This is a genomic window from Sneathiella sp., from assembly GCF_036960985.1.
In the GTDB taxonomy this organism is placed as follows: Bacteria; Pseudomonadota; Alphaproteobacteria; order Sneathiellales; family Sneathiellaceae; genus Sneathiella.
Window position 1 is genome coordinate 58,659 of record NZ_JBALWD010000012.1, and the last position, 22,128, is coordinate 80,786.

Consider the following 22,128-nt stretch of genomic DNA (forward strand, 5'->3'; position numbering starts at 1 on the left):
TGTAACGCAAAGGGCCGAAAAAAGGTCAAAGGATAGTGACGAGTATGTTGTACTGGGAAGATTTTACCGTTGGCCGAAAAATGGAATTTGGTGCCATGGATGTCACCGAAGACGACATAATTGAATACGCAACGGAATTTGACCCACAGTCATTTCATATCGATAAAGAAGCGGCGTCAGAGCATTTTTTTGATGGTATCATTGCCAGCGGATGGCATACAGCCGCAATGTGCATGCGTATGATGGTTGACGGATATCTTAATAATTCCGCATCGATGGGATCCCCCGGCGTTGAACAGCTAAGATGGAAAAACCCTGTTAGACCTGGCGAAACCCTCCATGTAAAAGCAGAAATTACAGATCGAAGCCTCCCTAAAAGTAAACCGCAACTGGGTTTTGTTAAATTTTCCCATGTTGTCTACAATCAGGATGGGAACGTAAAAATGACCATGATTTCAAGTGGAATGTTCTTACGAAAACCCTCCAGAATCTCCGTTCAGGAGAACGGTAAATGAGCATTATTTACTTTGAAGACTTTTCAGTTGGAGACAAGACAGTTTTCGGTGAAAAGAAGGTTACGCGCGAAGAAATATTGAAATTTGCCCACAAATATGACCCTCAGTCGTTCCATGTAGACGAAAATGCGGCAAATGAAAGCATCTACGGCGGATTGATAGCGTCAGGATGGCATACCGGTGGAATGCTTATGAGAATGATGGTTGATAATATGGTAAACCAGCGCGCGGGTCTTGGTTCTCCTGGTTTTGATGACTTAAGATGGATTTTACCGGTGCGGCCGGATGATGTACTCCGGTTTGAATCTACTGTCATTGAAGCGCGCAAGTCATCGTCTCGTCCAGATATGGGAATTATCCGGGCCCAAATTTACCTGTTTAATCAGAATGATGAAAAAGTATTGTCCGTAAAAACCATCGGCATGATGAAAACAAGACCGGCGTAGTACCCGCCGTGCTTATATAGATATCACTAGAAATAGCTTAAAAAATCGCAATTTATCACTATATAGTGGTATAAGCATGTAAATTATCCAACAACTAGGGGGTAAGTAAATGGATTTTCTCGTATCTGGCTTCGCAGCGTTTGTTATTGTTCTCGTGTTACTGGCAATCGTTATTGTTTTCATGGGCGTCACAATTGTGCCGCAGGGTTATCAGTTCACTGTTGAACGTTTTGGCCGTTATACCAGAAGCCTGCAACCTGGATTAGGATTGATTATCCCGTTTATTGACCGCATCGGTACCAGGGTCAATATGATGGAGCAAGTTCTTGATATCCCGACGCAAGAGGTCATTTCCCGCGACAATGCTATGGTCCAAGTAGACGGAATTCTGTTCTTTCAAGTTCTGGATGCGGCGAAATCCACCTATGAGGTGAGAGATCTTGAACGCGCTATTCAAAATCTTGCCCAAACAAACCTTAGAACGGTTTTGGGTTCGATGGATTTGGATGCCGCCCTAAGTCAACGCGACTCCATAAATGTTAAACTATTAAACGTTATTGATCAGGCATCGACCCCCTGGGGCCTGAAAGTCACGCGTGTGGAAATTAAAGATATCACTCCGCCTCTTGATCTGGTGGAAGCCATGGGCCGTCAAATGAAGGCAGAACGGCTCAAACGGGCTGTTATCTTGGAAGCTGAGGGTGTGAGGCAATCAGAAATCCTAAAAGCAGAAGGTGAGAAAAAAGCAGCAATTCTGGAGGCAGAAGGTCGACGTGAAGCAGCTTTCCGGGACGCTGAAGCCCGGGAAAGATCAGCTGAAGCAGAAGCCAAAGCAACCCATGATGTGTCAGAAGCCATTGCCGCAGGCGATATCCAGTCGATCAATTACTTTATTGCTCAGAAATATACGGAAGCGATGAAGGAAATCGGTATGGCCCGCAATTCTAAAGTTGTTCTAATGCCCATGGAAGCCAGCGCTCTTATAGGTTCTCTAGGCGGCATAGGAGCAATAGCGCAAGAGGTTTTCGGCGATACAGGTGGTAATTCGAAATCCGGAAACAGGCCCTCTAAGGGCTCTGTTCCGAATAGCGAGTAAAGCTTATGGCTGAAGAATTCATGACATGGGTGACAGGACTGGAATATTGGGGCTGGTGGATCCTCGCGGTTATTCTCATTATTCTGGAAGTATTCGCGCCAAGTACGCTCTTTCTGTGGTTGGGTATTTCTTCAGGCGTAGTTGGTTTTATTGCTTGGATATTTCCAGATTTGCTTTGGGAATATGAATGGACAATTTTTGCGATCGTAGCAGTCGTCAGCATTGTTGCGTCTCGTCTTTTCTTTAAAAAAAATCCGGGCGTGGTCGACAATCAAACGTTAAATCGACGGGGTGTCCAATATATTGGGCGCCAATTCGTCCTTACTGAAGCAATACGCAACGGTCGCGGTAAAATACATGTTGATGATACGCAATGGTCCGTCGAGGGACCTGATATGGAAGTCAACGAAGACGTCGTCGTAACCGGGACCGACGGCACATTGCTGATCGTCGAACCAAAACAATAAGGAAAATCGAGATGGGTGAACTACTGAGGCTGGAAGCAGCGGACGGACATAATCTTGCGGCTTATAAAGCGTCTCCAGAGGGTTCACCTGAAGGTGGCGTTGTTATCATCCAGGAAATTTTCGGCGTAAATTCGCATATTCAGGACGTTTGTGACCGGTACGCTGAGATGGGATATGTGGCGATCGCACCCGCGCTATTTGACCGTCTTGAACCAAATATCACGCTCGGCTACGAAGCTGATGATGTTACTCAGGGCATTGCTTATAAAATGAAAATACAAGACCAGCAGGCTCTGGACGATATCGATGCCGCTGCGAAAACCATTGCCGACGCAGGTGCCGTTGTCAGCATCGGATTTTGTTGGGGCGGTACGCTAGCGTATCTCAGCGCATGCCGGCTTTCTAGCATTAGTAAAGCCGTCGGTTATTATGGCGGTCAGATTTCTCAGAATCTACAGGAAACCCCCAAAGTACCTGTGTTGCTGCATTTTGGAGATCAGGATGGATCCATCCCAATGAAATCAGTGGATGAAATCATGACAGCGCTTCCGGATACACCTGTTCATGTTTATCAAGCTGGACACGGTTTCAATTGTGATCAGCGTGCAAGCTATGATCCAGCCTCGGCAAAACTAGCGCAAGAACGAACCCTCTCCTTTATTGCGTGATTAACGTTCCCGAACAAACTCCAGCAAGACACCCGTCGCATCCGCTGGATTAATCCTTAAAGCGCCGTTGGCTATTTCTTGATACCTGATATTCTCTGTATTCAGATACGATGTGGTCGCCTCAAGGTCTTTCACAGCAATAGACATAGCAATCATATTTGGCAAAGCCGGGAAATCTGCAGGTAAATACAGGCCCGGGAAAAGCATATCGAGATCCTTATCATTAACGAAAATCAATGCACCATCTCCGATCCTCACATTCAACGTGTCGTCGGTCATGGTGACATTAATAAAACCACAAAGTTTTCTATAATAAGATGCCAGGGAAGCAGGATCATCAACCACAACAACAATCGACGCAATTCCTGTTGCCCCGTTTGCATGGCGCACCCATTGATCATTTCTGATCAAATTCGGTGTTAAATGATGGCAAATAAACAATTGTTTCTCTGACAATCCCGCGGGTTGAAGACGGATAAGTTTGAATTCCGGAACGACATCACCATCCGGTAATTCGAGTTTGCGCTTCAATTGCAGTAGTTCTGATGGATTAAGGTCTGCCGATACCATTGATGCATGTGTCTGCTCGGGATCATCACTTGCCAATGCAAGCCCAAGCAACCCCTCCCCCCGCTCTGCCAAAGCAACATCCAATCCATTTGTTTCGATGTCTGAATTAATAATCCCAAGGAGTTCGATATAATCGTTATCAAACATGATGCAATAATTCGCGGTTCCCCATCCGATATGCGCACCGCGCGAAGTTATTGTAAATCCGAGGCTTCGAAAATGAGATTTCGCCTGTTCCAAATCATTAACACCAATCAAAGAATGATCAATACCGACAATGTTATGAGGCATTTTTATTTCCATCAAAAAACTTACGTGCGCCCGACTTAAAAACTATGCCGAGGTCCAGAGCTTCATTATACCCGCAGGCGACAAGACAAACAGGTTTTTTACTGTTGGTCTGAAGCAAAGCTACTAAATGCCGACCGAGTTTTCAACGGCCGGCAATTAGTATAACCGTCTTCAATCAAGAGGCTGATAAGTATGGTATCGTTCCGGCGAGATCTGAACTATCAATAAGATGAAAACGACTGATGCTGCCAGCCTGCCGTGCTTTCGCGTAAGGAGCATATTCTGGATCGTCAGCAAACGCTTCAAAATGTCGCTTCGACGGAAATTCTATGATTGCAATAAGTGACGTGTCCAAACCTTCGCCCTCAACAGTTGTAATATTACCACTACGTGATAGATACCTACCGCCATGCTTGTGAACGATTTCATGTGCTTTTTCCGCATAAGCAGGGATCCATTCATCGTTTGTAATTTTTATATCCGCAATAAGGAATATACACATTGACCATCTCCTGAAAAAAAGTAACTTTAAGAGCAAGAATTTCCTACTCATATTTTTAGTCTTTCCGTAATTATGTATTTGAAATAGTTCAGATACTGTAGCCCGCTGATACGGATTCTGGACTAGACGTTTGATAGTAAAAAAGCTAGTATCCTAAATAAACAAAAAAAGTGAGGAAGTAATGGCGCAACCGAGTTATAAACAGTTCTGCCCGGTCGCCATGGCATCGGAAATACTCTGCACTAGATGGACATTAATTCTGTTACGAGAACTTATGGCTGGATCATCTAGATTTAACGATTTACGGCGCGGCGTCCCCAAAATGTCTCCGACACTATTATCGCAAAGGTTGAAGGAGCTCGAAGAATCTGGCGTAATCGAACGGGTTGCAATTAAATCAGAACCTAATTTATTCGAATATATACTGACAGAATCCGGTCGGGATCTTCAATCCGTAATTGATACGGTTGGCCAATGGGGACAGAGATGGGTAGAATCCAGGCTTTCCTTGCGCAATCTTGATCCCTCGCTATTGATGTGGGATATGCGCCGAAACCTCGATACAACACCACTACCAAAAAAACGATGTGTAATCCAGTTTCTGTATCAAGAGCTCCCTGTTTCAAAGAAACATTGGTGGCTGGTCATCGAACCCGACGGCGAGACCGACCTTTGTTGGGCGGATCCGGGATTTGATGTTGATTTATTTGTAACAACCAACGTCAAAACGATGACCGCTATCTGGATGGGTGTCGACACGGTGTCCGATGCAATGAAGGATGATACATTAGTGCTGGTTGGAAGCACGGCTATTGCTGACTCAATGCAGAGTTGGCTCGGCCTAAGTCCTTTTGCTGCCACGGAACGGCGGGTTCCCTAACCATATAGACGCTCCACAATCGTCAATAAAAATTATGCTGATCGGCGTATGGCGGCCGTCAGCAACCCGGCACCTATGAGAAAACTACCGCCACAGCGGTTTATAAATTTCAATGTCCTGACACTCTTAAATCGCGTCCGCAAGGTACCCGCGAGAGCGGCCCAAATAGCGACATTGACAGCCGCGAGCGTCAAAAAAGTGACTTCCAAAACAACAAACTGCGGAAAGACCGGTGTCGATATGTCGATAAATTGAGGAACAAAGGCAACGAAAAAAACAATAGATTTTGGGTTTAGCGCCGTCACCACATAAGAATTCCAAAACATCGAAAAATTCGACGATCTACCAACTGTTTCCTGAATGTCTTCAAGTTTCGGTTCCGCCCGCCACATTTTTATTCCGAGCCATATTAAATAGGCAGCACCTGCAATCTTTAATAGGGTAAACAATGTAGCGGAAGCAGCCAGAATAGCTCCTGCCCCGAGCAATGAGACGGTCATGGCTGTAAAGTCGCCCAAGGTTACGCCTGGCACTGTCCACCAGCCTGTTGAACGGCCGCGGCCCAATGCATAGCTCACGACCAACATTACCGTTGGGCCTGGTATGGCTAAAAGAGCTGCACTTGCAACAAAGAAACTCAACCAAAGTTCAAATAACATTTCCTATCCTCGATCTACATATCAATAGAAAAGACAGCAAACGAGCTCTTTCGCAAGAAAAATCTTCTTCAGAATATGTTTCGCCTAGTCTCCTTCGAATTCACAAAGAGTTCGCACATTGACCCCCATAGTTTCAATCCGTTTGCTTCCCCCGATATCCGGAAGATCAATAACGAAAGCACCGCCGATCACCGTACCGCCTGCGCGGCGAAGCAGATCAATCGCGGCCGCAGCCGTGCCGCCAGTTGCGATCAAATCGTCCACGAGCAGGACATTATCGCCAGGCGTGATCGCGTCTGTATGAATTTCAACAGTATCCGTGCCATATTCGAGTTCGTAATCTTCTCCGATCACATTCCAAGGTAGTTTGCCTTTTTTTCGAACAGGAACAAAGCCAACGCTCAGTTGATAGGCTATTGCACCACCGAGGACAAACCCTCGAGCCTCAATGCCTGCAACCTTGTCAATCCGAACCCCGGCATATGGCCAGACCAATTGATCCACCACGTGCCTAAAACCGCGGGCATCCTGCCACAAGGTCGTAATATCCCGAAACATCACACCCTCCTTCGGGTAATTCGGGATAGTTCTGATTATTGACTTTATATCCAATTTTGGTTCTTTCACTAGAGTACCCGGCCTGCAACAGCATCGAGTTTTCGAACTCGCTCAGGATCACGTGCATCGGCTGATGTGATCAACGCATTATCCAACGCATGATGACAACCCGCAGAACAAGATTGAGTGCGCTTGGATAATTCAGGGGCGACGCTACGGACCAGCCGACGCGCATTTTCACTATTGTTCACCAGAACAGAGATGACGGTTGAAACATCAACATTGTCATGATCTGGATGCCAACAATCATAGTCTGTGACCATCGCAACTGTCGCATAGCAGATCTCCGCTTCCCGCGCTAACTTGGCTTCCGGCATATTGGTCATACCAATAACCTGACATCCCCAGCTACGGTAAAGTTCTGATTCTGCCAAAGACGAAAATTGCGGTCCTTCCATGGCGAGATATGTTCCGCCCCGGTGAACCTTGATGCCTTCGTTTTGAGCTGCTTCTTCCAATTTATCCCCCAATCGAGAGCATACTGGATGTGCCATACTCACATGAGCAACCAATCCAGTTCCAAAGAAGCTTTTTTTACGATCAATTGTACGGTCTATAAATTGATCCACAATAACAAAAGTGCCGGGTGAAAGTAGTTCTTCGAAGGAACCACAAGCACTCACCGAAATTATTTCGGTGACTCCGGCGCGTTTCATTGCATCTATATTGGCGCGGTAATTTATGCCTGCCGGTGGAATTTTGTGACCACGGCCATGCCGTGGCAGGAATACCATTTCTATGCCATCAAGCTGGCCGATGAACAAATCATCGGAAGGCTGGCCAAAAGGGCTTTCAACCGTTTGCCAGCGCGTATCAGAGAGCCCCTCTAATTCGTAAACACCACTGCCTCCTATAACGCCAATCACCGGTTTTTTAGAAGCAGCATCCATTTAATTCACCCCAAATTAGCGATCTAATATCTAATCCTGACATAAAAAGGGCGCTTATAAAAGCGCCCTTTTTTGGTATTCTTATTGCCGAAAAACCTTAGTGCAGATCCGACCAGATTTTCCGTTTCACTGCATAAAACAGCCCGGCAAGGATAAGTAAAAACAAGATAACCTTAAGGCCAATGCTTTTACGCTGTTCCAACTTCGGTTCAGCAGTCCATGCCAGAAATACTGTAACATCTTTTGCCATCTGATCGACCGTTGCCGGTGTTCCATCGGAATACTCGACACCATCTTCACTAAGCGGAGACGGCATCGCGATCTGGTGACCAGGGAAATAGGCATTGTAATTCATACTGTCAGCGAGTTCGACATCTGCCGGCGCGTCTTCATAGCCGGTTAATAGAGAGTACATATAGTTATCGCCATCAGCGCGCGCTTTTGTCATAAGCGAGAGATCTGGAGGATAGGCACCGCCATTAGAGGCCCGTGCGGCATTCTCATTGGGGAATGGCGACGGAAACTTATCGAACGGTTTACCAGGACGATCAAACATTTCGCCTTCACCGTCTGGCCCGTCAACAAAATCAGACTCTTCAGCAATTGCTTCGATTTCTTCTTTGCTGAAACCCAAATCTGCAAGAGTACGGAATGCAACGAGACCCAATCCATGGCATCCGGCACAAACTTCGCGGTAAACTTGCAAGCCCCTTTGCGCAGCAGCCCTGTCATAGGTTCCGAACAATCCGCCATGTTTCCAACTAACAGACTTCAGTTCTACTCCGCCGCCAGCAGCATGCGCCGAACCCAAAGAGGCGAAAGTAACAAGAGCCGCAACGCTCAACAATTTTACAAATTTAAGCATTGCTTGCCTCCTCCGCCTTAGGTGACTTGGACAAGACATCCTCGGAAATACTAGCAGGTAACGGTTTGGGTTTTTCGAACAATCCAACCAACGGAAGTAAAATGAGAATGTGAACGAAATAGTAAATAGTGGCGATCCGGCCCCAGATTATAAACGCCCCCTCTGCTGGTTTGCCCCCGATATATGTCAACAAGACACAATCCGCGACGAAAATCCAAAAAAGTTGTTTGTAGATTGGGCGGAAGCGCGCTGATTTGATACGGCTCTTATCCAGCCACGGCAAAGCAAACAACACTGCAATTGCACCAAACATCAGCAACACGCCACCAAGCTTGTCAGGGACTGCACGCAAAACAGCATAGAAAGGCAAGAAGTACCATTCAGGAACAATATGCGCAGGAGTTACCAACGGGTTTGCAGGAATATAGTTGTCCGGATGCCCCATGTAGTTCGGTGCATAGAATAAGAAGGCCGAGAAAAAGATCAAGAAGATGGCCAGTCCGAACAGATCTTTCACCGTGTAATACGGGTGGAACGGAATACTGTCTTGCTTATCCTTAATCTCAATACCTGTTGGATTGTTAGACCCACTCGTATGCAGGGCCCAGATGTGCAGTATTACAACACCAACAATCACAAAGGGAAGAAGATAATGCAGGCTGAAGAACCGGTTCAGCGTTGGATTGCCGATCGCAAAACCACCCCATAACCAGGAAACAATACTCTCACCAACGATTGGCAAGGCACCGAACAAGTTAGTAATAACGGTTGCACCCCAGAAACTCATTTGCCCCCAAGGCAATACATACCCCATGAAGGCAGTCGCCATCATCAATAAGAAGATAACCAGTCCCAACCACCAGAGAAGCTCACGTGGTGCTTTGTAGGAGCCATAATACATACCTCGAAAGATATGCAAATAAACGACGATAAAGAACATGGAAGCGCCGTTGGAATGCATATAGCGCAATAGCCAACCAAAATTAACATCCCGCATAATATGCTCGACACTCTCGAATGCCATATCGACATGCGGTGTATAATGCATTGCAAGAACAATTCCGGTCACAATCTGTACGACAAGCATAACGCCGGCCAGCGAACCGAAGGTCCACCAATAGCTTAGATTTTTTGGAGTTGGATATTCGTAAAGGGCGTGATGCAACATACCAGTAATCGGTAAGCGGTCTTCGACCCATTTTACGGCTTTATTTTTTGGTTCAAATGACATCAGGAGCCCCCTACCCGATCTTGATGTTAGTATCGTCGAGGAATTCATACGGCGGTATGACTAGATTCTTTGGTGCAGGGCCCTTCCGAACACGTCCAGACGTATCATAATGCGAACCGTGACACGGACAGAACCAACCGCTGTAATCCCCTTGCTCTTTAAGCGGAACACATCCAAGATGCGTACAAATACCAACCATAATAAGCCATTCCGGCTTAATAACGCGATCGGCATCTGGCTCAGGGTCGGGAAGATCGGCGACCACGACATCCTCCGCTTTTTCTATTTCACCTTCTGTACGATGCCGTACGAATATAGGCTTTCCTTGCCAAACAGCCGTAATTTCCGATCCGGTTTCAATTCCTTCCAAATCGACTTCCGTCGAAGAAAGCGCGAGAACATCCGCCGACGGGTTCATTTGCGAGATGAAAGGCCATATTGCAGCTGCAGCTCCTACAGCGCCCAGGCCGCCTGCAGCAACATATAGAAAATCGCGACGTGTTACGCCGTCTTCCTCTACAGGGGTGGTGGTGGTCATTTACTCGTCCCCGAAACTTCTAAAAAAATAATTGTGTAGCGACCGCTTTTTGTCATCATAATGGCAATATGTCCAGCCCGAACGTGCCCTTTGTGACAATAAGCCGCGGTTTTTTCTGTATTTGTTACATTGCTGCCATTACAAGGACGCCATGAGACTTGCACTTTATCAACCAGATATTGCCCCAAATGTAGGAACATTGCTTCGATTAGGGGCGTGTCTGGGGGTGCCTGTTGACATAATAGAGCCTTGCGGATTCCCATTTGGCGCGAAAGATTTACGTCGCTCAGTCATGGATTATGCAGATGCAGTGGACGTCACACGCCATATTTCATGGGACACCTTCACCCAGTCCGTAGGTAAACAGCGAATAGTACTTTTATCGACCCAAAGTGCTTCCGCTTATACTGACTTCTCGTACAGGGATTCGGATGTTCTACTTTTAGGCCGCGAAAGTGCTGGTGTTCCAAAAGAGATTCATGAAAGTGTCGATCATCGCGTAGTGATTCCCATGAACGTAGGCATGCGATCCATTAATGTCGCCATAGCGGCCGCCATGGTTCTTGGTGAAGGATTACGCCAAACCGGGCAATTTTCACCCTCACCTATTCCATAAGCATTTAGTGGCACCCAATGATAGAAAACATAACGGACATCAGGAAAAAAACAGCTGCCGATTGGTTTAGATCTTTACGAGATCAAATCAGGAATAGCTTTGAATTGTTGGAAGATGAACTGACCGGCACGAATTCTGATCAACCGGCAGGACGTTTCACAGTTACAAAATGGGACAGACCCGGTGGCGGTGGTGGCGAAATGTCCGTGATGAAAGGACGAGTTTTTGAAAAAGTAGGCGTCAATATATCAATAGTTCACGGTCAATTTTCCGAAGAATTTCGGCAAGCCATCCCAGGAACAGAAAATACCGGGAACTTTTGGGCGGCCGGCATATCCCTTGTTGCACATATGCATTCGCCGTTGATTCCCGCAGTTCACATGAACACAAGGCATATCGTCACTGAAAAATCATGGTTTGGCGGCGGTGCTGATTTGACGCCGATGTTTCCGAATGATTCGGAAACCAACGTCTTTCATGACGCTCTTAAATCTGCATGCGATCTCCACGATAGTTCTTATTATCCTAGGTTTAAAAAATGGTGTGACGAGTATTTTTATTTGCCTCACCGGGAAGAAGCGCGCGGCGTCGGTGGCATTTTCTACGACAAACTCGATACCGATTGGGACGCAGATTTCGCCTTCACGCAAGATATTGGTAGAGCATTTCGTGACGTTTACCCAAAAATTGTACGTCAGCGTTTCAACGAAAGCTGGACCGCAGAACAGCGGGAACATCAGTTGATCCGTCGGGGTCGGTATGTCGAGTTTAATTTACTCTATGACCGCGGGACGACTTTCGGCCTCAAAACCGGAGGGCATACAGAGGCAATCTTAATGTCGCTGCCTCCTGAAGTGAAATGGCCGTGAGATCGGGAATATTGCTATATTAGTGCATTCTTGTGACAATGCGCACACCTGTTTTCCTTGGGATTAGCAATGATTGCGCCTATTGTCTTTTTAACAGATTAAGGATTAAGGGGACGAACATGGTTAGATACAGATATAGCCTTTTAACTCAGTTCATACGTGCATTTGAAGCCGTCATGGTAAGCGTTCATGGCCCTCAAAATGCCACAAAGCCCTGTCATGGATGTCACTGACCGTAATTACAGACGCGGCCAAATATGAGACCTTAGCCAGTCTCCCACCAAAAAAGCCCTGATTAGTTCAGGGCTTTTTTATTGTCTGAATTATATTTTATAGAAATACTATAGCGTTCCGTACAATCTATCTCCGGCATCGCCCAAGCCCGGGACAATATAGGCGTGCTCGTTTAGTTTCTGATCCAGTCCCGCCACATAAACATTAACCTTCGGGTGCAGGTCCAGCATGACCTGAACGCCTTCAGGTGCAGCTACCAAGGCTAGAAAGCTGATATTCTCTTCCGCAACACCATGATCAAGTAAAACATCAACGCCAGCTGCGGCAGAATATCCGGTCGCCAGCATCGGGTCTACAAGGATATAGAGCCGGTCTTTGGCCGATGGTAATTTTCTAAGATATTCAACGGGCCGCTTTGTCTCCGGGTCCCGGTACATACCAATATGCCCAACGCGGGCAGAGGGCATCAATTCCAGCAATCCGTCAGCCATGCCCAATCCAGCCCGCAATATTGGTACAATCGCTGTTTTCTTGCCAGATAGGACCGTTGCAGACATAGGACAGATCGGCGTTTCAATATCTTCGGGTTTTGTCGGAAGATGGCGCGTGATTTCATATCCCATCAACAAGGCAATCTCTTTCAGTAACTGCCTAAACGTTTTAGTCGAGGTAGATTTATTCCGCATATGGCTTAACTTATGCACGATAAGCGGATGATCGAGAATATGAAGGTTGGGAAAACGGGGATCGATGGCCATGAGACTTTAGCACCTTAAGAAAATGAAATATCACAAACAACTGTCACGTTACTGATTTTTGGCAACCGCCAGCCGATAGATTATTCGAAAATCCGCCAAATTACGATGACGATTTTTGAACCTTTCTTGCTGTCCGTTTTCGTTTCCGAGGATCGTTAGATTTAATGGCCTCTTCGGCACATTTACCCTGCTTCCACATTTTATAGCCATCTATTCCCATAGACTTAAGTTTTTTCGTATTCGCATATCCGGTTTTACCAGACATCGAATCTGCAACGAGAATGTCCAAGTCACTTGCTTTTTCGCTCGCTGTAGGCATGTTTTTCCTCCTGTTAAATAACTTGCTAAATCTCAATATAAGCCAATTTCACCGGAATTTCACAGTTATGTTCCAAGGAAATGAATATTTGAGTGAAATACACAGCGGCACGAATAGTAAAACTTGACCAACCAGCCAGTATTTGATTTGGATAGAGTAAGCGTTCTATGTTTTCAGAAGCGCAATGTCTCACAACAGGGAGTTTTAAGACATGATGAAAAAATTTACACTTGGCCTTTTGGCGGCCAGCATGGCGACCATGAGCGGTTTTGTTCAGGCCGATGACTTCAAACCCGCCATCGTTTTTGATATGGGTGGTAAATTCGATAAATCTTTCAATGAGGCGGCTTATAACGGCGCAGAAAAATTCAAGAAAGACACGGGTATTGACTATATGGAATTTGAGGTAACTCAGGTTTCACAACGCGAGCAAGCGGCAAAACGCATGGCACGCAAAGACGCGAGCATTGTCATTGCCATGGGCTTTGCACAAGCATCCGCCGTCGAAAAGGCAGCTAAGGAAAATCCAGATACTAAATTTACAATCATTGACATGGTTGTCGATTTACCAAATGTGCAATCAATTATATTCCGCGAAGAACAGGGATCGTTTCTTGTCGGTATTGCTGCAGCAATGGCCAGTAAAACCGGAAAAGTGGGCTTCGTCGGCGGAATGGACATTCCCTTAATTCGAAAATTCGCCCTTGGCTACAAAGAAGGCGTTATGTACGCAAATCCAAAAGCTGAAGTCATTGAAAATATGACAGGCACCACGCCGTCTGCCTGGAACGATCCGACCAAAGGTAGCGAGCTTGCCATAAGCCAATTCGATCGCGGTGCGGATGTAGTCTTCGCTGCAGCCGGCGGCACAGGTATCGGTGTTTATCAATCAGCCGCAGACGCAAAGAAATATGCGATTGGCGTAGACAGCAATCAGGATCATTTACAGCCGGGAACGATGCTAACGTCCATGTTAAAACGCGTTGACGTTGCTGTTTATGATTCCTTTACAGCAGCTAAAAACGGAACATGGAAACCTGGCATAAAGGTCCTTGGTCTGAAAGAAGATGGTGTCGGATTCTCCATCGACAAGTGGAACAAAGATATACTTACCCCAGAAATGATTGCGGCAATGGACAAGGCAAAAGCTGATATCATTTCGGGGAAAATTAAAGTTACAAACTATATGGACAGATAGATCTGGCTGTTATGACAGTAGAGACCCCGGCGCTTGAATTGCGCCGTATCAATAAACGATTTGGACCGGTTCACGCAAATAAGGATATTTCTTTAGTCGTGAGCCGGGGGTCCATTCACGGCATAATTGGTGAGAATGGTGCCGGAAAATCAACACTAATGAGTATTGTCTACGGCTTCTATCAAGCTGACAGTGGAGAAGTTTTTGTTAACGGAAACCTCTGCGACATTGACAATCCGCAAGCCTCAATCGCCGCCGGTATAGGTATGGTGCATCAGCATTTTATGCTTGTCGATACATTCTCTGTTTTGGAAAATGTCGTTCTAGGTGTTGAAGGTGGCTTTATGCTTGCCGGTGGCCTGTCCAAAGCCCGCATTGAACTGGAACGCTTGGAACAAGAATACGCTCTGGATGTAAATGTTGATGCAATCGTAGGCGATTTGCCTGTCGGGCTTAGACAACGTGTCGAAATTTTGAAAGCTTTGTACAGAGGCGCAGAAATTTTAATCTTGGACGAGCCAACTGGCGTCCTCACTCCGCAAGAAGCAGATCATCTTTTTCGCATTCTAGATATCCTGCGGGATCAGGGAAAAACTGTCATTCTAATTACTCACAAATTGCGGGAAATAATGGCAATCACAGATGCAGTTTCAGTTATGCGTCGCGGTGAGATGGTTGCCCATGTCGAAACAGCAAATACAAATAAAGAGCAACTTGCCGAATTGATGGTCGGACGCTCTGTGTTACTACAAGTTGAAAAAGAAGCGGCAACACCAGGCGAGATACTCCTAGAAATTAAAAACCTGAATTATATTGATGCCGATGGTGTTGGCCGCCTTAAAGACGTAAATCTGAATTTAAGAGCAGGTGAAATATTGGGGATAGCCGGTGTGTCAGGTAACGGTCAATCTGAGCTTCTTGAGGTATTGGGCGGTATTCTTACCCCGGCGTCAGGTAGCATTCAGTACAAAGGTAAGGAAATGTTCGGTTCGCCGGATTTCTCGGCCCGAAATTTGAGAAAAATTGGCCTGGGGCACGTTCCGGAAGACCGCCACCGGTCAGGCCTAGTTCTCTCTTTCAGTGCAAATGAATGTACTATTTTGGGGTATCAGGATAACCCAGAATATAATAGTGGTCTGCGTTTAGATCAAAATGCCATGATTAATACCTGCCAAATGCATATCGAAAAGTTCGACGTACGTCCGACCGATCCGCTATTAAAAGCGTCAGGCTTTTCCGGAGGCAATCAACAGAAACTGGTTCTTGCGCGAGAAATGGAACAAAACCCCGATGTACTTCTTGTTGGCCAACCGACACGAGGCGTTGACATTGGTGCCATCGAATTTATTCACAACCAATTGATAAAAATGCGAGATGCGGGAAAAGCCATTCTTGTCGTATCTGTCGAGATTGATGAAGTAATGTCCATTGCCGACCGGATCGCCGTGATGTTTGACGGCCAAATCGTCGATGTGATTGACGCGTGCGATGCCACAGAAACCAAGCTGGGCCTCATGATGGCTGGTATCCGTGATACGGACACCATTGACAAGTCAGCAAGCTGATGGCGGACACAAAAGTGAAATTTGGTACGCCCGCAAAAATCCCCGGATGGATTAATTTTGCCGTTGTACCCATCGTTAATCTGATTGCTGCTTTCCTTATTTCTGGCATTGTTATTGTCATCATTGGTGATGATCCTTTAAAGGCCTTAGAAGTCTTGTTTTATGGTGCATTTGGTTATCCAGAAGCCATTGGATATACTCTTTACTACACAACGAATTTTATTTTCACGGGATTGGCAGTCGCAATCGCCTTCCACTGCGGGTTATTCAATATTGGCGCAGAAGGCCAAGCTATACTAGGGGGCTTGGGCGTCGGTTTAGTTGCCCTTTATTTTGATTGGCTGCCAATCTGGTTGATCATACCAATGGCCATGGTTGCAGCAGCAATTTTTGGGGCTGGATGGGCATATATTCCAGCCTACCTTCAAGCAAAACGAGGCAGCCATATTGTAATCACCACGATCATGTTCAACTTTATTGCGGCAGCCTTGGCGACTTATCTTCTGGTGGAAGTCCTCATAGATCCGACCGGTCAATCGCCAGAAAGCCGAGAGTTTGCGGAAACCACCTGGCTTCCTTTCTTCCACGAATATCTTACTATGCCTAAAACGCCTCTCAACCTCTCTTTCATCTATGCACTGGTTTTGAGCGCTTGCTTTTATTTTTTCGTTTGGCATACACGTTGGGGATACGAAATTCGTGTTGTCGGACAAAATGAGACGGCCGCTAAATATGCGGGCATTTCACCCTCGAAAAATATAATTCTGGCGATGATGCTCTCTGGTGCACTTGCGGGATTCGTTGGCGTAAATGAAATACAAGGTGTCCAACATCGGTTAATCCTAGATTTTACCGGTGGCTATGGTTTCGTCGGTATAGCTGTTGCTCTTATGGGACGTAATCATCCGGTTGGTATATTTTTAGCAGCGTTGTTGTTTGGTGCCTTATACCAAGGTGGATCTGAGCTGGCGTTTGAGATGAGATCCATCAACAAAGAATTGATCGTGGTTATTCAGGGCCTAATCATTTTGTTTTCCGGCGCGTTGGAACATATGTTCAGGCCTAAAATTGAAGCAGTTTATCGCCGTATTGTTGGTCCGCAGATGGTGGAGGCACCGTAAATGGAAAGTTTTCAGCTGACCATATTAATGCTGGATGCAACTGTGAGAGTGGCGACGCCACTTGTCCTCGCGGCATTGGCTGGTATGTTTTCTGAACGTGCAGGTGTGGTCGATATTGGTCTGGAAGGAAAAATGCTCGGCGCTGCGTTTGCCGCAGCAGCGGTTGCAGCGGTTTCAGGCTCGGCGTGGGTGGGAATGGGTGCCGGTATTCTCACTTCCCTTATGCTATCGGCATTGCATGCCTATGCATGTGTTACTCATAAGGGGAATCAGGTGGTCTCTGGTATGGCCATTAATATCGTGGTCGCGGGCCTCGCGCCAACACTTGGCTTTGCCTGGTTCAAAATGGGCGGACAAACACCATCCTTGAATGGCGATGCAAGATTTCGGTCCATCGAACTCCCCTTCACGGAAGCCGCTCAAAATATTCCTATTATCGGCTATATTTATACGGAGCTTATTTCCGGCCATAACATCATAGTGTATATGGCCGCGGCAGCAGTCCCGATCACTGCCTGGATACTATACCGGACGCGGTTCGGTTTGCGAGTTCGCGCTGTCGGTGAAAACCCGCATGCTGTCGACACTGCCGGTATTTCTGTGGATATGATGCGTTACAAGGCCCTCGCAGTAACAGGTATTATGTGCGGGATCGCTGGAACTTATCTTTCAACTGCCCATGGCGCCGGCTTTATTCGAGATATGACAGCCGGTAAAGGGTATCTCGCACTCGCCGCCCTCATTTTTGGCAAATGGAAGCCCGTTCCGACCCTTATTGCCTGTCTATTATTTGCCTTTACCGATGCCGCGCAAGCACGATTGCAAGGTGTTGAATTACCAATTGTTGGCGTTATCCCTGTACAATTCATACAAGCACTCCCATATATATTGACAGTTTTACTCCTCGCCGGATTCGTTGGAAAAGCCCATCCACCCAAAGCCATTGGCGAACCTTATATCAAGGAAAGATAATGACACTTGATCCACATGCCGCCGCCAACTTTGTTAAAAAGGCGGCAGAAGGCTTCGTTCCCCGGGTCGGGATAATTCTCGGTTCAGGCCTTGGCGATCTGGCTGACAAAGTTGAGATTGTCGCTGAACTTGACTATCAAGATATTCCCGATTTTCCGCTATCAACTGTTGAAGGGCATGCCGGTCGGCTGATTTTAGGGCGACTCGGCGGCATGCCGGTTGTGTGTATGCAAGGACGCATTCATTATTATGAAGGCGTCGACCCAAAAGATCTCGCAGTACCTATTCGAATGCTGAAACTACTTGGCATTGAAATTCTGCTTGTTACCAATGCCGCGGGCAGCTTCCGCAAGAAAATAGGACCGGGCAGTTTGATGATGTTAAGTGATCACATCAATTTCACCGGACTAAGTCCCTTGGTTGGTGAAAATGACCCGACCTTCGGTCCTCGTTTTTTCTCGATGGAAGAGGCATATGATCCAACATTGCGGGAGCACTTAACAGCCGTCGCCAAAGAACTTAAAATTGAGCTCCACGAAGGCGTATATCTTCATTATCTTGGTCCAAATTTTGAAACACCCGCTGAAATCAAAGCCTTCAGAAGGCTGGGTGCGGATGCTGTCGGTATGTCAACGACCCCTGAGGTCCTCGTCGCAAGGCATTGCGGATTGCGAGTCGTAGCTATCTCCAACATTACCAACCTGGTTGCTGGTATGAGCAAGACAAAGCTAAGTCACGAGCAAACGTTGGAATGTGCTAAGCTGGCGGCAGGAGACTTAGAAAAGCTCGTGATCGTTTTTCTGGAAACCTTAAAACGTGAATTACTGAAGGCGCATCTGCGGAGTACGGAAAATGGCGACGATTAGCCCTCTAAAAAATCCAACTCACGATCATGACCGCAATTCGGGAACGGCTTTGCAGCTCGATTTACTCGAAGATATCCGGGTTAATCTCAGTGCGGTCGAGCGCCGGGCAAGCACATTAAGCGGTCGACGTAGCGTCAAGAAAGCTCATCAGGCCGCCTGGCTCCTCAAAGCTATTTCCTGCATTGATCTCACTACGTTGAACGGTGACGACACAGCCGGTCGGGTTAAACGCCTATGTGCAAAAGCGCGCCAACCAATCCGCGCAGATATCTTAAATGCGCTTGGTATGGTGGATCGGCACATCACCACAGGTGCCGTTTGTGTCTACCATGGTATGATTGAAACTGCCGTTGAAGCACTCGAAGGATCAGGTATTCCTGTCGCTGCTGTCTCTACCGGATTTCCGGCAGGCCTGAGCCCATTTGCACTAAGGGTTAAGGAAATAGAAGCCTCTGTTGCAGCGGGAGCACAGGAAATCGACATCGTGATAACCCGTGGTCATGTTCTAACTGGAAATTGGCAAGCGCTCTATGACGAAATAAAAACTTTTCGTGCCGCCTGCGGCGATGCACACTTAAAAGCGATCCTCGGAACTGGCGATCTTGTTACTCTTCGAAATGTTGCCAAGGCCAGCTTAATCGCCATGATGGCTGGCGCGGATTTCATCAAAACGTCCACCGGCAAAGAAAGCGTTAATGCAACGTTGCCAGTTACTTTAGTAATGATCCGTATGATCCGGCAATACCAGGAGATGACGGGGCATAAAGTTGGCTATAAGCCTGCCGGTGGTATTAGCGTAGCAAAGGACATATTGAATTATCAGATTATGATGAAAGAAGAGCTTGGTAAGGCTTGGCTACAACCCGACCTGTTTCGCATCGGCGCCTCTAGTTTGCTTGGCGATATAGAACGACAGCTAGAGCATTATGTTACGGGTCGTTACTCCGCCGATTTCCGACATCCCATGTCTTGAAGGACATTCGTTATGAGCATTGCAGAAATTTTTGACACCATGGATTATGGTCACGCACCTGAATCCCGTGATCTTGCAGTTAAGTGGCTGTCAGATCATCGGGAGAAATTTGATCTTTTCATTGACGGTGCTTGGACTAAGCCAATGTCAAAGAAATGGTTTGAGAGCATAAATCCAGCGACTGCACAGAAGCTGAGTAAAATCGCGACTGCAAACGAACAAGATGTCGACAAAGCCGTGAATGCAGCTCGCAATGCACAAAAAAACTGGCAAGCCATCGGTGGACATGCACGGGCTCGACATTTATATGCGCTGGCTCGCGCAATCCAACGAAACGCTCGTTTACTTGCCGTTTTGGAGAGTTTGGATAACGGGAAACCTGTCCGAGAAACCAGAGATATTGATATCCCTCTGGTCGCACGGCACTTTTATCACCATGCTGGCTGGGCGCAGCTGCAGGATCAGGAATTTTCAAACTTTGAACCTATGGGTGTGATTGGCCAGATCATACCGTGGAATTTTCCACTATTAATGTTGGCTTGGAAAATCGCGCCGGCTATTGCTGCGGGAAATACAGTGGTACTGAAACCTGCCGAGTATACTTCTCTGACCGCCTTATGTTTTGCCGAAATTTGCAAAGATGCGGGCCTTCCCGATGGCGTCATCAACATTATCACGGGTGACGGCCAAACCGGTGAATATCTTGTGACACATTCAGATGTAAACAAAATTGCGTTTACCGGATCTACCGAAGTTGGACGTCGCATCAGAAAAGCCACAGCGGGGAGCGGAAAACACCTCACTCTTGAACTTGGCGGAAAGTCACCATTTATCGTTTTTGACGATGCCGATTTGGATAGCGCCGTTGAAGGTGTTGTAGACGCCATTTGGTTCAATCAAGGGCAGGTTTGTTGCGCCGGATCACGGTTACTTCTGCAAGAAGGAATTGCTGATAAAATGATCGCCAAATTGCGGACGCGCATGAAAAATTTGCGCATTGGCGATCCGCTCGACAAATCCATCGATATGGGAGCTATCGTTGCTCCTGTGCAGGTCAAGGCAATCGAAAAACTAGTGAAAATCGGCCTTAAAGAAGGTGCTCAAATGTGGCAGCCGGATATTGATATGCCGAACAAAGGTTCTTTCTATCCGCCAACTTTGTTTACGAACGTACAGCCTGCGGCAACCATTGCCCAAGAAGAGATTTTTGGCCCTGTGATCGTGACTATGACCTTCCGAACTCCCGATGAAGCAGTACAAATTGCCAATAACACACGATATGGGCTGGCAGCATCGGTCTGGAGCGAAAATATTAATCTTGCTCTGGATGTAGCGCCAAAACTAGATTGCGGTGTTGTTTGGGTAAATTCAACCAACCAATTCGACGCAGCTTGCGGATTTGGTGGCAATCGAGAATCTGGCTATGGCCGCGAAGGCGGTTATGAAGGCATGCTGGAGGTTTTAAAACCAACATTCCAAGCAAGTGCTGAACAAAAGAGAAAGAAGCCGCTACCGAAAGCAATCAAACCAAATTCTCTTTCAACTCGGTCGTCGTTGGATCGAACTGCAAAGCTATACATTGGTGGCAAGCAAACCCGACCTGATTCCGGTTACAGCCTTCCGGTATTGTCTGCATCAGGTCAAAAAATAGGTGAAGTTGGTCACGGGAACCGCAAGGATATCCGAAACGCCGTCGAGGCCGCTCGCAAGGGGACCGCTTGGACCAAAGCCAATAGTCATGGGCGTGCACAAGTTCTTTATTATTTGGCCGAAAACCTTGACGCTCGGCGCCAAGAATTTGCAGAACGTCTCCAAACAAGCACTGGCGCTAGTTCAAAGCTTTCCCTCGATGAAGTGGATGCAAGTCTGAGCCGGCTTTTTTCTTATGCGGCCTGGGCCGATAAGTATGAAAGCGCCGTTCATTCACCGCCGATGCGCGGTGTAACGCTAGCAATGAAGGAACCAATCGGAACTATTGGTATCATATGTCCAAACGAAAACCCTTTGCTTGGCCTCATTTCACTAGCGGGGCCCGCGCTTGCCATGGGTAACCGCATCATCTTGATTCCATCGGAACAACACCCACTTACCGCAACAGATCTTTATCAGGTATTCGACACTTCAGATGTTCCGGCAGGTGCCTTTAATATCATCACCGGATATCGAGATGAGCTCGCGCTAACATTAGCCGAACATGATGATGTGAAATCTGTCTGGTATTTTGGATCGAAAGATGGAAGCGCACGCGTAGAAACTGCATCTACTGGCAATATGAAACGGACGTGGGTGAACAACGGTCAAGACCGCGATTGGTTCAATCCAATTCAAGGTGAAGGCAGAGAATTTTTACGTCACGCTACCCAGATCAAAAATATATGGATCCCTTACGGCGAGTGAGACA

The 22,128-nt window shown here is 46.8% G+C and carries 25 protein-coding genes; 15 read left to right on the forward strand and 10 right to left on the reverse strand.

Features of this window, described 5'->3' with window-relative positions:
- Positions 1–44 precede the first annotated feature (44 nt).
- The 5 genes from V7723_RS09275 (at position 45) to V7723_RS09295 (ending at position 3,192) form a co-directional block, all read left to right on the forward strand.
- A complete protein-coding gene (locus V7723_RS09275) occupies positions 45–515 on the forward strand; it encodes a MaoC family dehydratase (RefSeq protein ID WP_335684179.1) in 471 nt (156 codons plus the stop codon).
- Positions 512–961, forward strand: coding sequence for a MaoC family dehydratase (locus V7723_RS09280; protein ID WP_335684180.1), 450 nt, complete (start codon positions 512–514; stop codon positions 959–961). Before V7723_RS09275 ends, V7723_RS09280 begins: the two co-directional genes overlap by 4 nt.
- 109 nt (positions 962–1,070) lie before the next feature.
- A complete protein-coding gene (locus tag V7723_RS09285; protein ID WP_335684181.1) occupies positions 1,071–2,057 on the forward strand; it encodes an SPFH domain-containing protein in 987 nt (328 codons plus the stop codon).
- Positions 2,058–2,062: 5 nt separating this feature from the next.
- On the forward strand, positions 2,063–2,524 hold the full coding sequence (locus V7723_RS09290) for an NfeD family protein (RefSeq protein ID WP_335684182.1): 462 nt from the start codon (positions 2,063–2,065) through the stop codon (positions 2,522–2,524).
- Positions 2,525–2,535: 11 nt separating this feature from the next.
- Complete coding sequence (locus V7723_RS09295; RefSeq protein ID WP_335684183.1) at positions 2,536–3,192, forward strand: dienelactone hydrolase family protein; 657 nt, start codon at positions 2,536–2,538, stop codon at positions 3,190–3,192.
- Here V7723_RS09295 and V7723_RS09300 read toward each other — a convergent pair whose 3' ends face one another.
- Both V7723_RS09300 and V7723_RS09305 read right to left on the reverse strand, forming a co-directional pair.
- Positions 3,193–4,053, reverse strand: a complete 861-nt coding sequence (locus V7723_RS09300; protein WP_335684184.1) for a VOC family protein — start codon at positions 4,051–4,053, stop codon at positions 3,193–3,195. It lies immediately after the preceding gene.
- 175 nt (positions 4,054–4,228) lie between these two features.
- On the reverse strand, positions 4,229–4,555 hold the full coding sequence (locus tag V7723_RS09305) for a DUF1330 domain-containing protein (RefSeq protein ID WP_335684185.1): 327 nt from the start codon (positions 4,553–4,555) through the stop codon (positions 4,229–4,231).
- A gap of 181 nt (positions 4,556–4,736) precedes the next feature.
- On the opposite strand from V7723_RS09305, the gene V7723_RS09310 reads away from it, so the two are divergent.
- Positions 4,737–5,435: a winged helix-turn-helix transcriptional regulator gene (locus V7723_RS09310; protein WP_335684186.1), complete on the forward strand. Its 699-nt coding sequence runs from the start codon at positions 4,737–4,739 to the stop codon at positions 5,433–5,435.
- A gap of 32 nt (positions 5,436–5,467) precedes the next feature.
- Here the strand turns inward: V7723_RS09310 and V7723_RS09315 are convergent, their stop codons facing one another.
- The 6 genes from V7723_RS09315 to petA all read right to left on the reverse strand — a co-directional run bounded on the left by V7723_RS09315 (position 5,468) and on the right by petA (position 10,236).
- Positions 5,468–6,094, reverse strand: a complete 627-nt coding sequence (locus tag V7723_RS09315) for a LysE family translocator (protein WP_335684187.1) — start codon at positions 6,092–6,094, stop codon at positions 5,468–5,470.
- Between the two features lie 84 nt (positions 6,095–6,178).
- Entirely contained in the window at positions 6,179–6,706 is a 528-nt protein-coding gene (locus V7723_RS09320) for an adenine phosphoribosyltransferase (RefSeq protein ID WP_443024208.1), read from the reverse strand.
- 14 nt (positions 6,707–6,720) lie between these two features.
- Complete coding sequence (locus tag V7723_RS09325) at positions 6,721–7,602, reverse strand: S-methyl-5'-thioadenosine phosphorylase (RefSeq protein WP_335684189.1); 882 nt, start codon at positions 7,600–7,602, stop codon at positions 6,721–6,723.
- A gap of 97 nt (positions 7,603–7,699) precedes the next feature.
- Positions 7,700–8,467 (reverse strand): cytochrome c1, encoded by a 768-nt coding sequence (locus V7723_RS09330; protein ID WP_335684190.1) that lies wholly within the window; start codon positions 8,465–8,467, stop codon positions 7,700–7,702.
- On the reverse strand, positions 8,460–9,698 hold the full coding sequence (locus tag V7723_RS09335) for a cytochrome b (protein WP_335684191.1): 1,239 nt from the start codon (positions 9,696–9,698) through the stop codon (positions 8,460–8,462). The genes V7723_RS09330 and V7723_RS09335 overlap by 8 nt, the downstream gene beginning before the upstream one ends.
- A 10-nt stretch (positions 9,699–9,708) precedes the next feature.
- Positions 9,709–10,236, reverse strand: a complete 528-nt coding sequence (gene petA / locus V7723_RS09340) for a ubiquinol-cytochrome c reductase iron-sulfur subunit (RefSeq protein ID WP_335684192.1) — start codon at positions 10,234–10,236, stop codon at positions 9,709–9,711.
- A 151-nt stretch (positions 10,237–10,387) separates the two neighbouring features.
- Here petA and V7723_RS09345 point away from each other — a divergent pair, with 151 nt between their 5' ends.
- Positions 10,388–10,852: a tRNA (cytidine(34)-2'-O)-methyltransferase gene (locus V7723_RS09345; RefSeq protein ID WP_335684193.1), complete on the forward strand. Its 465-nt coding sequence runs from the start codon at positions 10,388–10,390 to the stop codon at positions 10,850–10,852.
- A gap of 17 nt (positions 10,853–10,869) precedes the next feature.
- On the forward strand, positions 10,870–11,721 hold the full coding sequence (gene hemF, locus V7723_RS09350; RefSeq protein ID WP_335684194.1) for an oxygen-dependent coproporphyrinogen oxidase: 852 nt from the start codon (positions 10,870–10,872) through the stop codon (positions 11,719–11,721).
- Positions 11,722–12,062: 341 nt separating this feature from the next.
- Here the strand turns inward: hemF and upp are convergent, their stop codons facing one another.
- Together upp and V7723_RS09360 are read right to left on the reverse strand one after the other, a co-directional pair.
- Positions 12,063–12,713, reverse strand: coding sequence for a uracil phosphoribosyltransferase (gene upp / locus V7723_RS09355; RefSeq protein WP_335684195.1), 651 nt, complete (start codon positions 12,711–12,713; stop codon positions 12,063–12,065).
- A 100-nt stretch (positions 12,714–12,813) separates the two neighbouring features.
- A complete protein-coding gene (locus tag V7723_RS09360) occupies positions 12,814–13,032 on the reverse strand; it encodes a hypothetical protein (protein ID WP_335684196.1) in 219 nt (72 codons plus the stop codon).
- Positions 13,033–13,246: 214 nt separating this feature from the next.
- Between V7723_RS09360 and V7723_RS09365 the strand changes: the two genes are divergently transcribed.
- Genes V7723_RS09365 through V7723_RS09395 form a run of 7 tightly spaced genes read left to right on the forward strand, consistent with a single transcriptional unit; the run spans position 13,247 to position 22,124 of the window.
- Entirely contained in the window at positions 13,247–14,230 is a 984-nt protein-coding gene (locus V7723_RS09365) for a BMP family lipoprotein (protein WP_443024209.1), read from the forward strand.
- An 11-nt stretch (positions 14,231–14,241) separates the two neighbouring features.
- Positions 14,242–15,795, forward strand: a complete 1,554-nt coding sequence (locus V7723_RS09370) for an ABC transporter ATP-binding protein (RefSeq protein WP_335684198.1) — start codon at positions 14,242–14,244, stop codon at positions 15,793–15,795.
- The gene (locus V7723_RS09375; protein WP_335684199.1) at positions 15,795–16,916 is read left to right on the forward strand and encodes an ABC transporter permease; all 1,122 of its coding nucleotides are present in this window, start codon (positions 15,795–15,797) and stop codon (positions 16,914–16,916) included. Before V7723_RS09370 ends, V7723_RS09375 begins: the two co-directional genes overlap by 1 nt.
- Positions 16,917–17,888, forward strand: a complete 972-nt coding sequence (locus tag V7723_RS09380; RefSeq protein ID WP_335684200.1) for an ABC transporter permease — start codon at positions 16,917–16,919, stop codon at positions 17,886–17,888.
- A complete protein-coding gene (locus V7723_RS09385; RefSeq protein ID WP_335684201.1) occupies positions 17,888–18,754 on the forward strand; it encodes a purine-nucleoside phosphorylase in 867 nt (288 codons plus the stop codon). Before V7723_RS09380 ends, V7723_RS09385 begins: the two co-directional genes overlap by 1 nt.
- On the forward strand, positions 18,741–19,727 hold the full coding sequence (deoC, locus tag V7723_RS09390; protein WP_335684202.1) for a deoxyribose-phosphate aldolase: 987 nt from the start codon (positions 18,741–18,743) through the stop codon (positions 19,725–19,727). The genes V7723_RS09385 and deoC overlap by 14 nt, the downstream gene beginning before the upstream one ends.
- A gap of 12 nt (positions 19,728–19,739) precedes the next feature.
- Complete coding sequence (locus tag V7723_RS09395; RefSeq protein WP_335684203.1) at positions 19,740–22,124, forward strand: aldehyde dehydrogenase family protein; 2,385 nt, start codon at positions 19,740–19,742, stop codon at positions 22,122–22,124.
- The last annotated feature ends 4 nt before the right edge of the window (positions 22,125–22,128 follow it).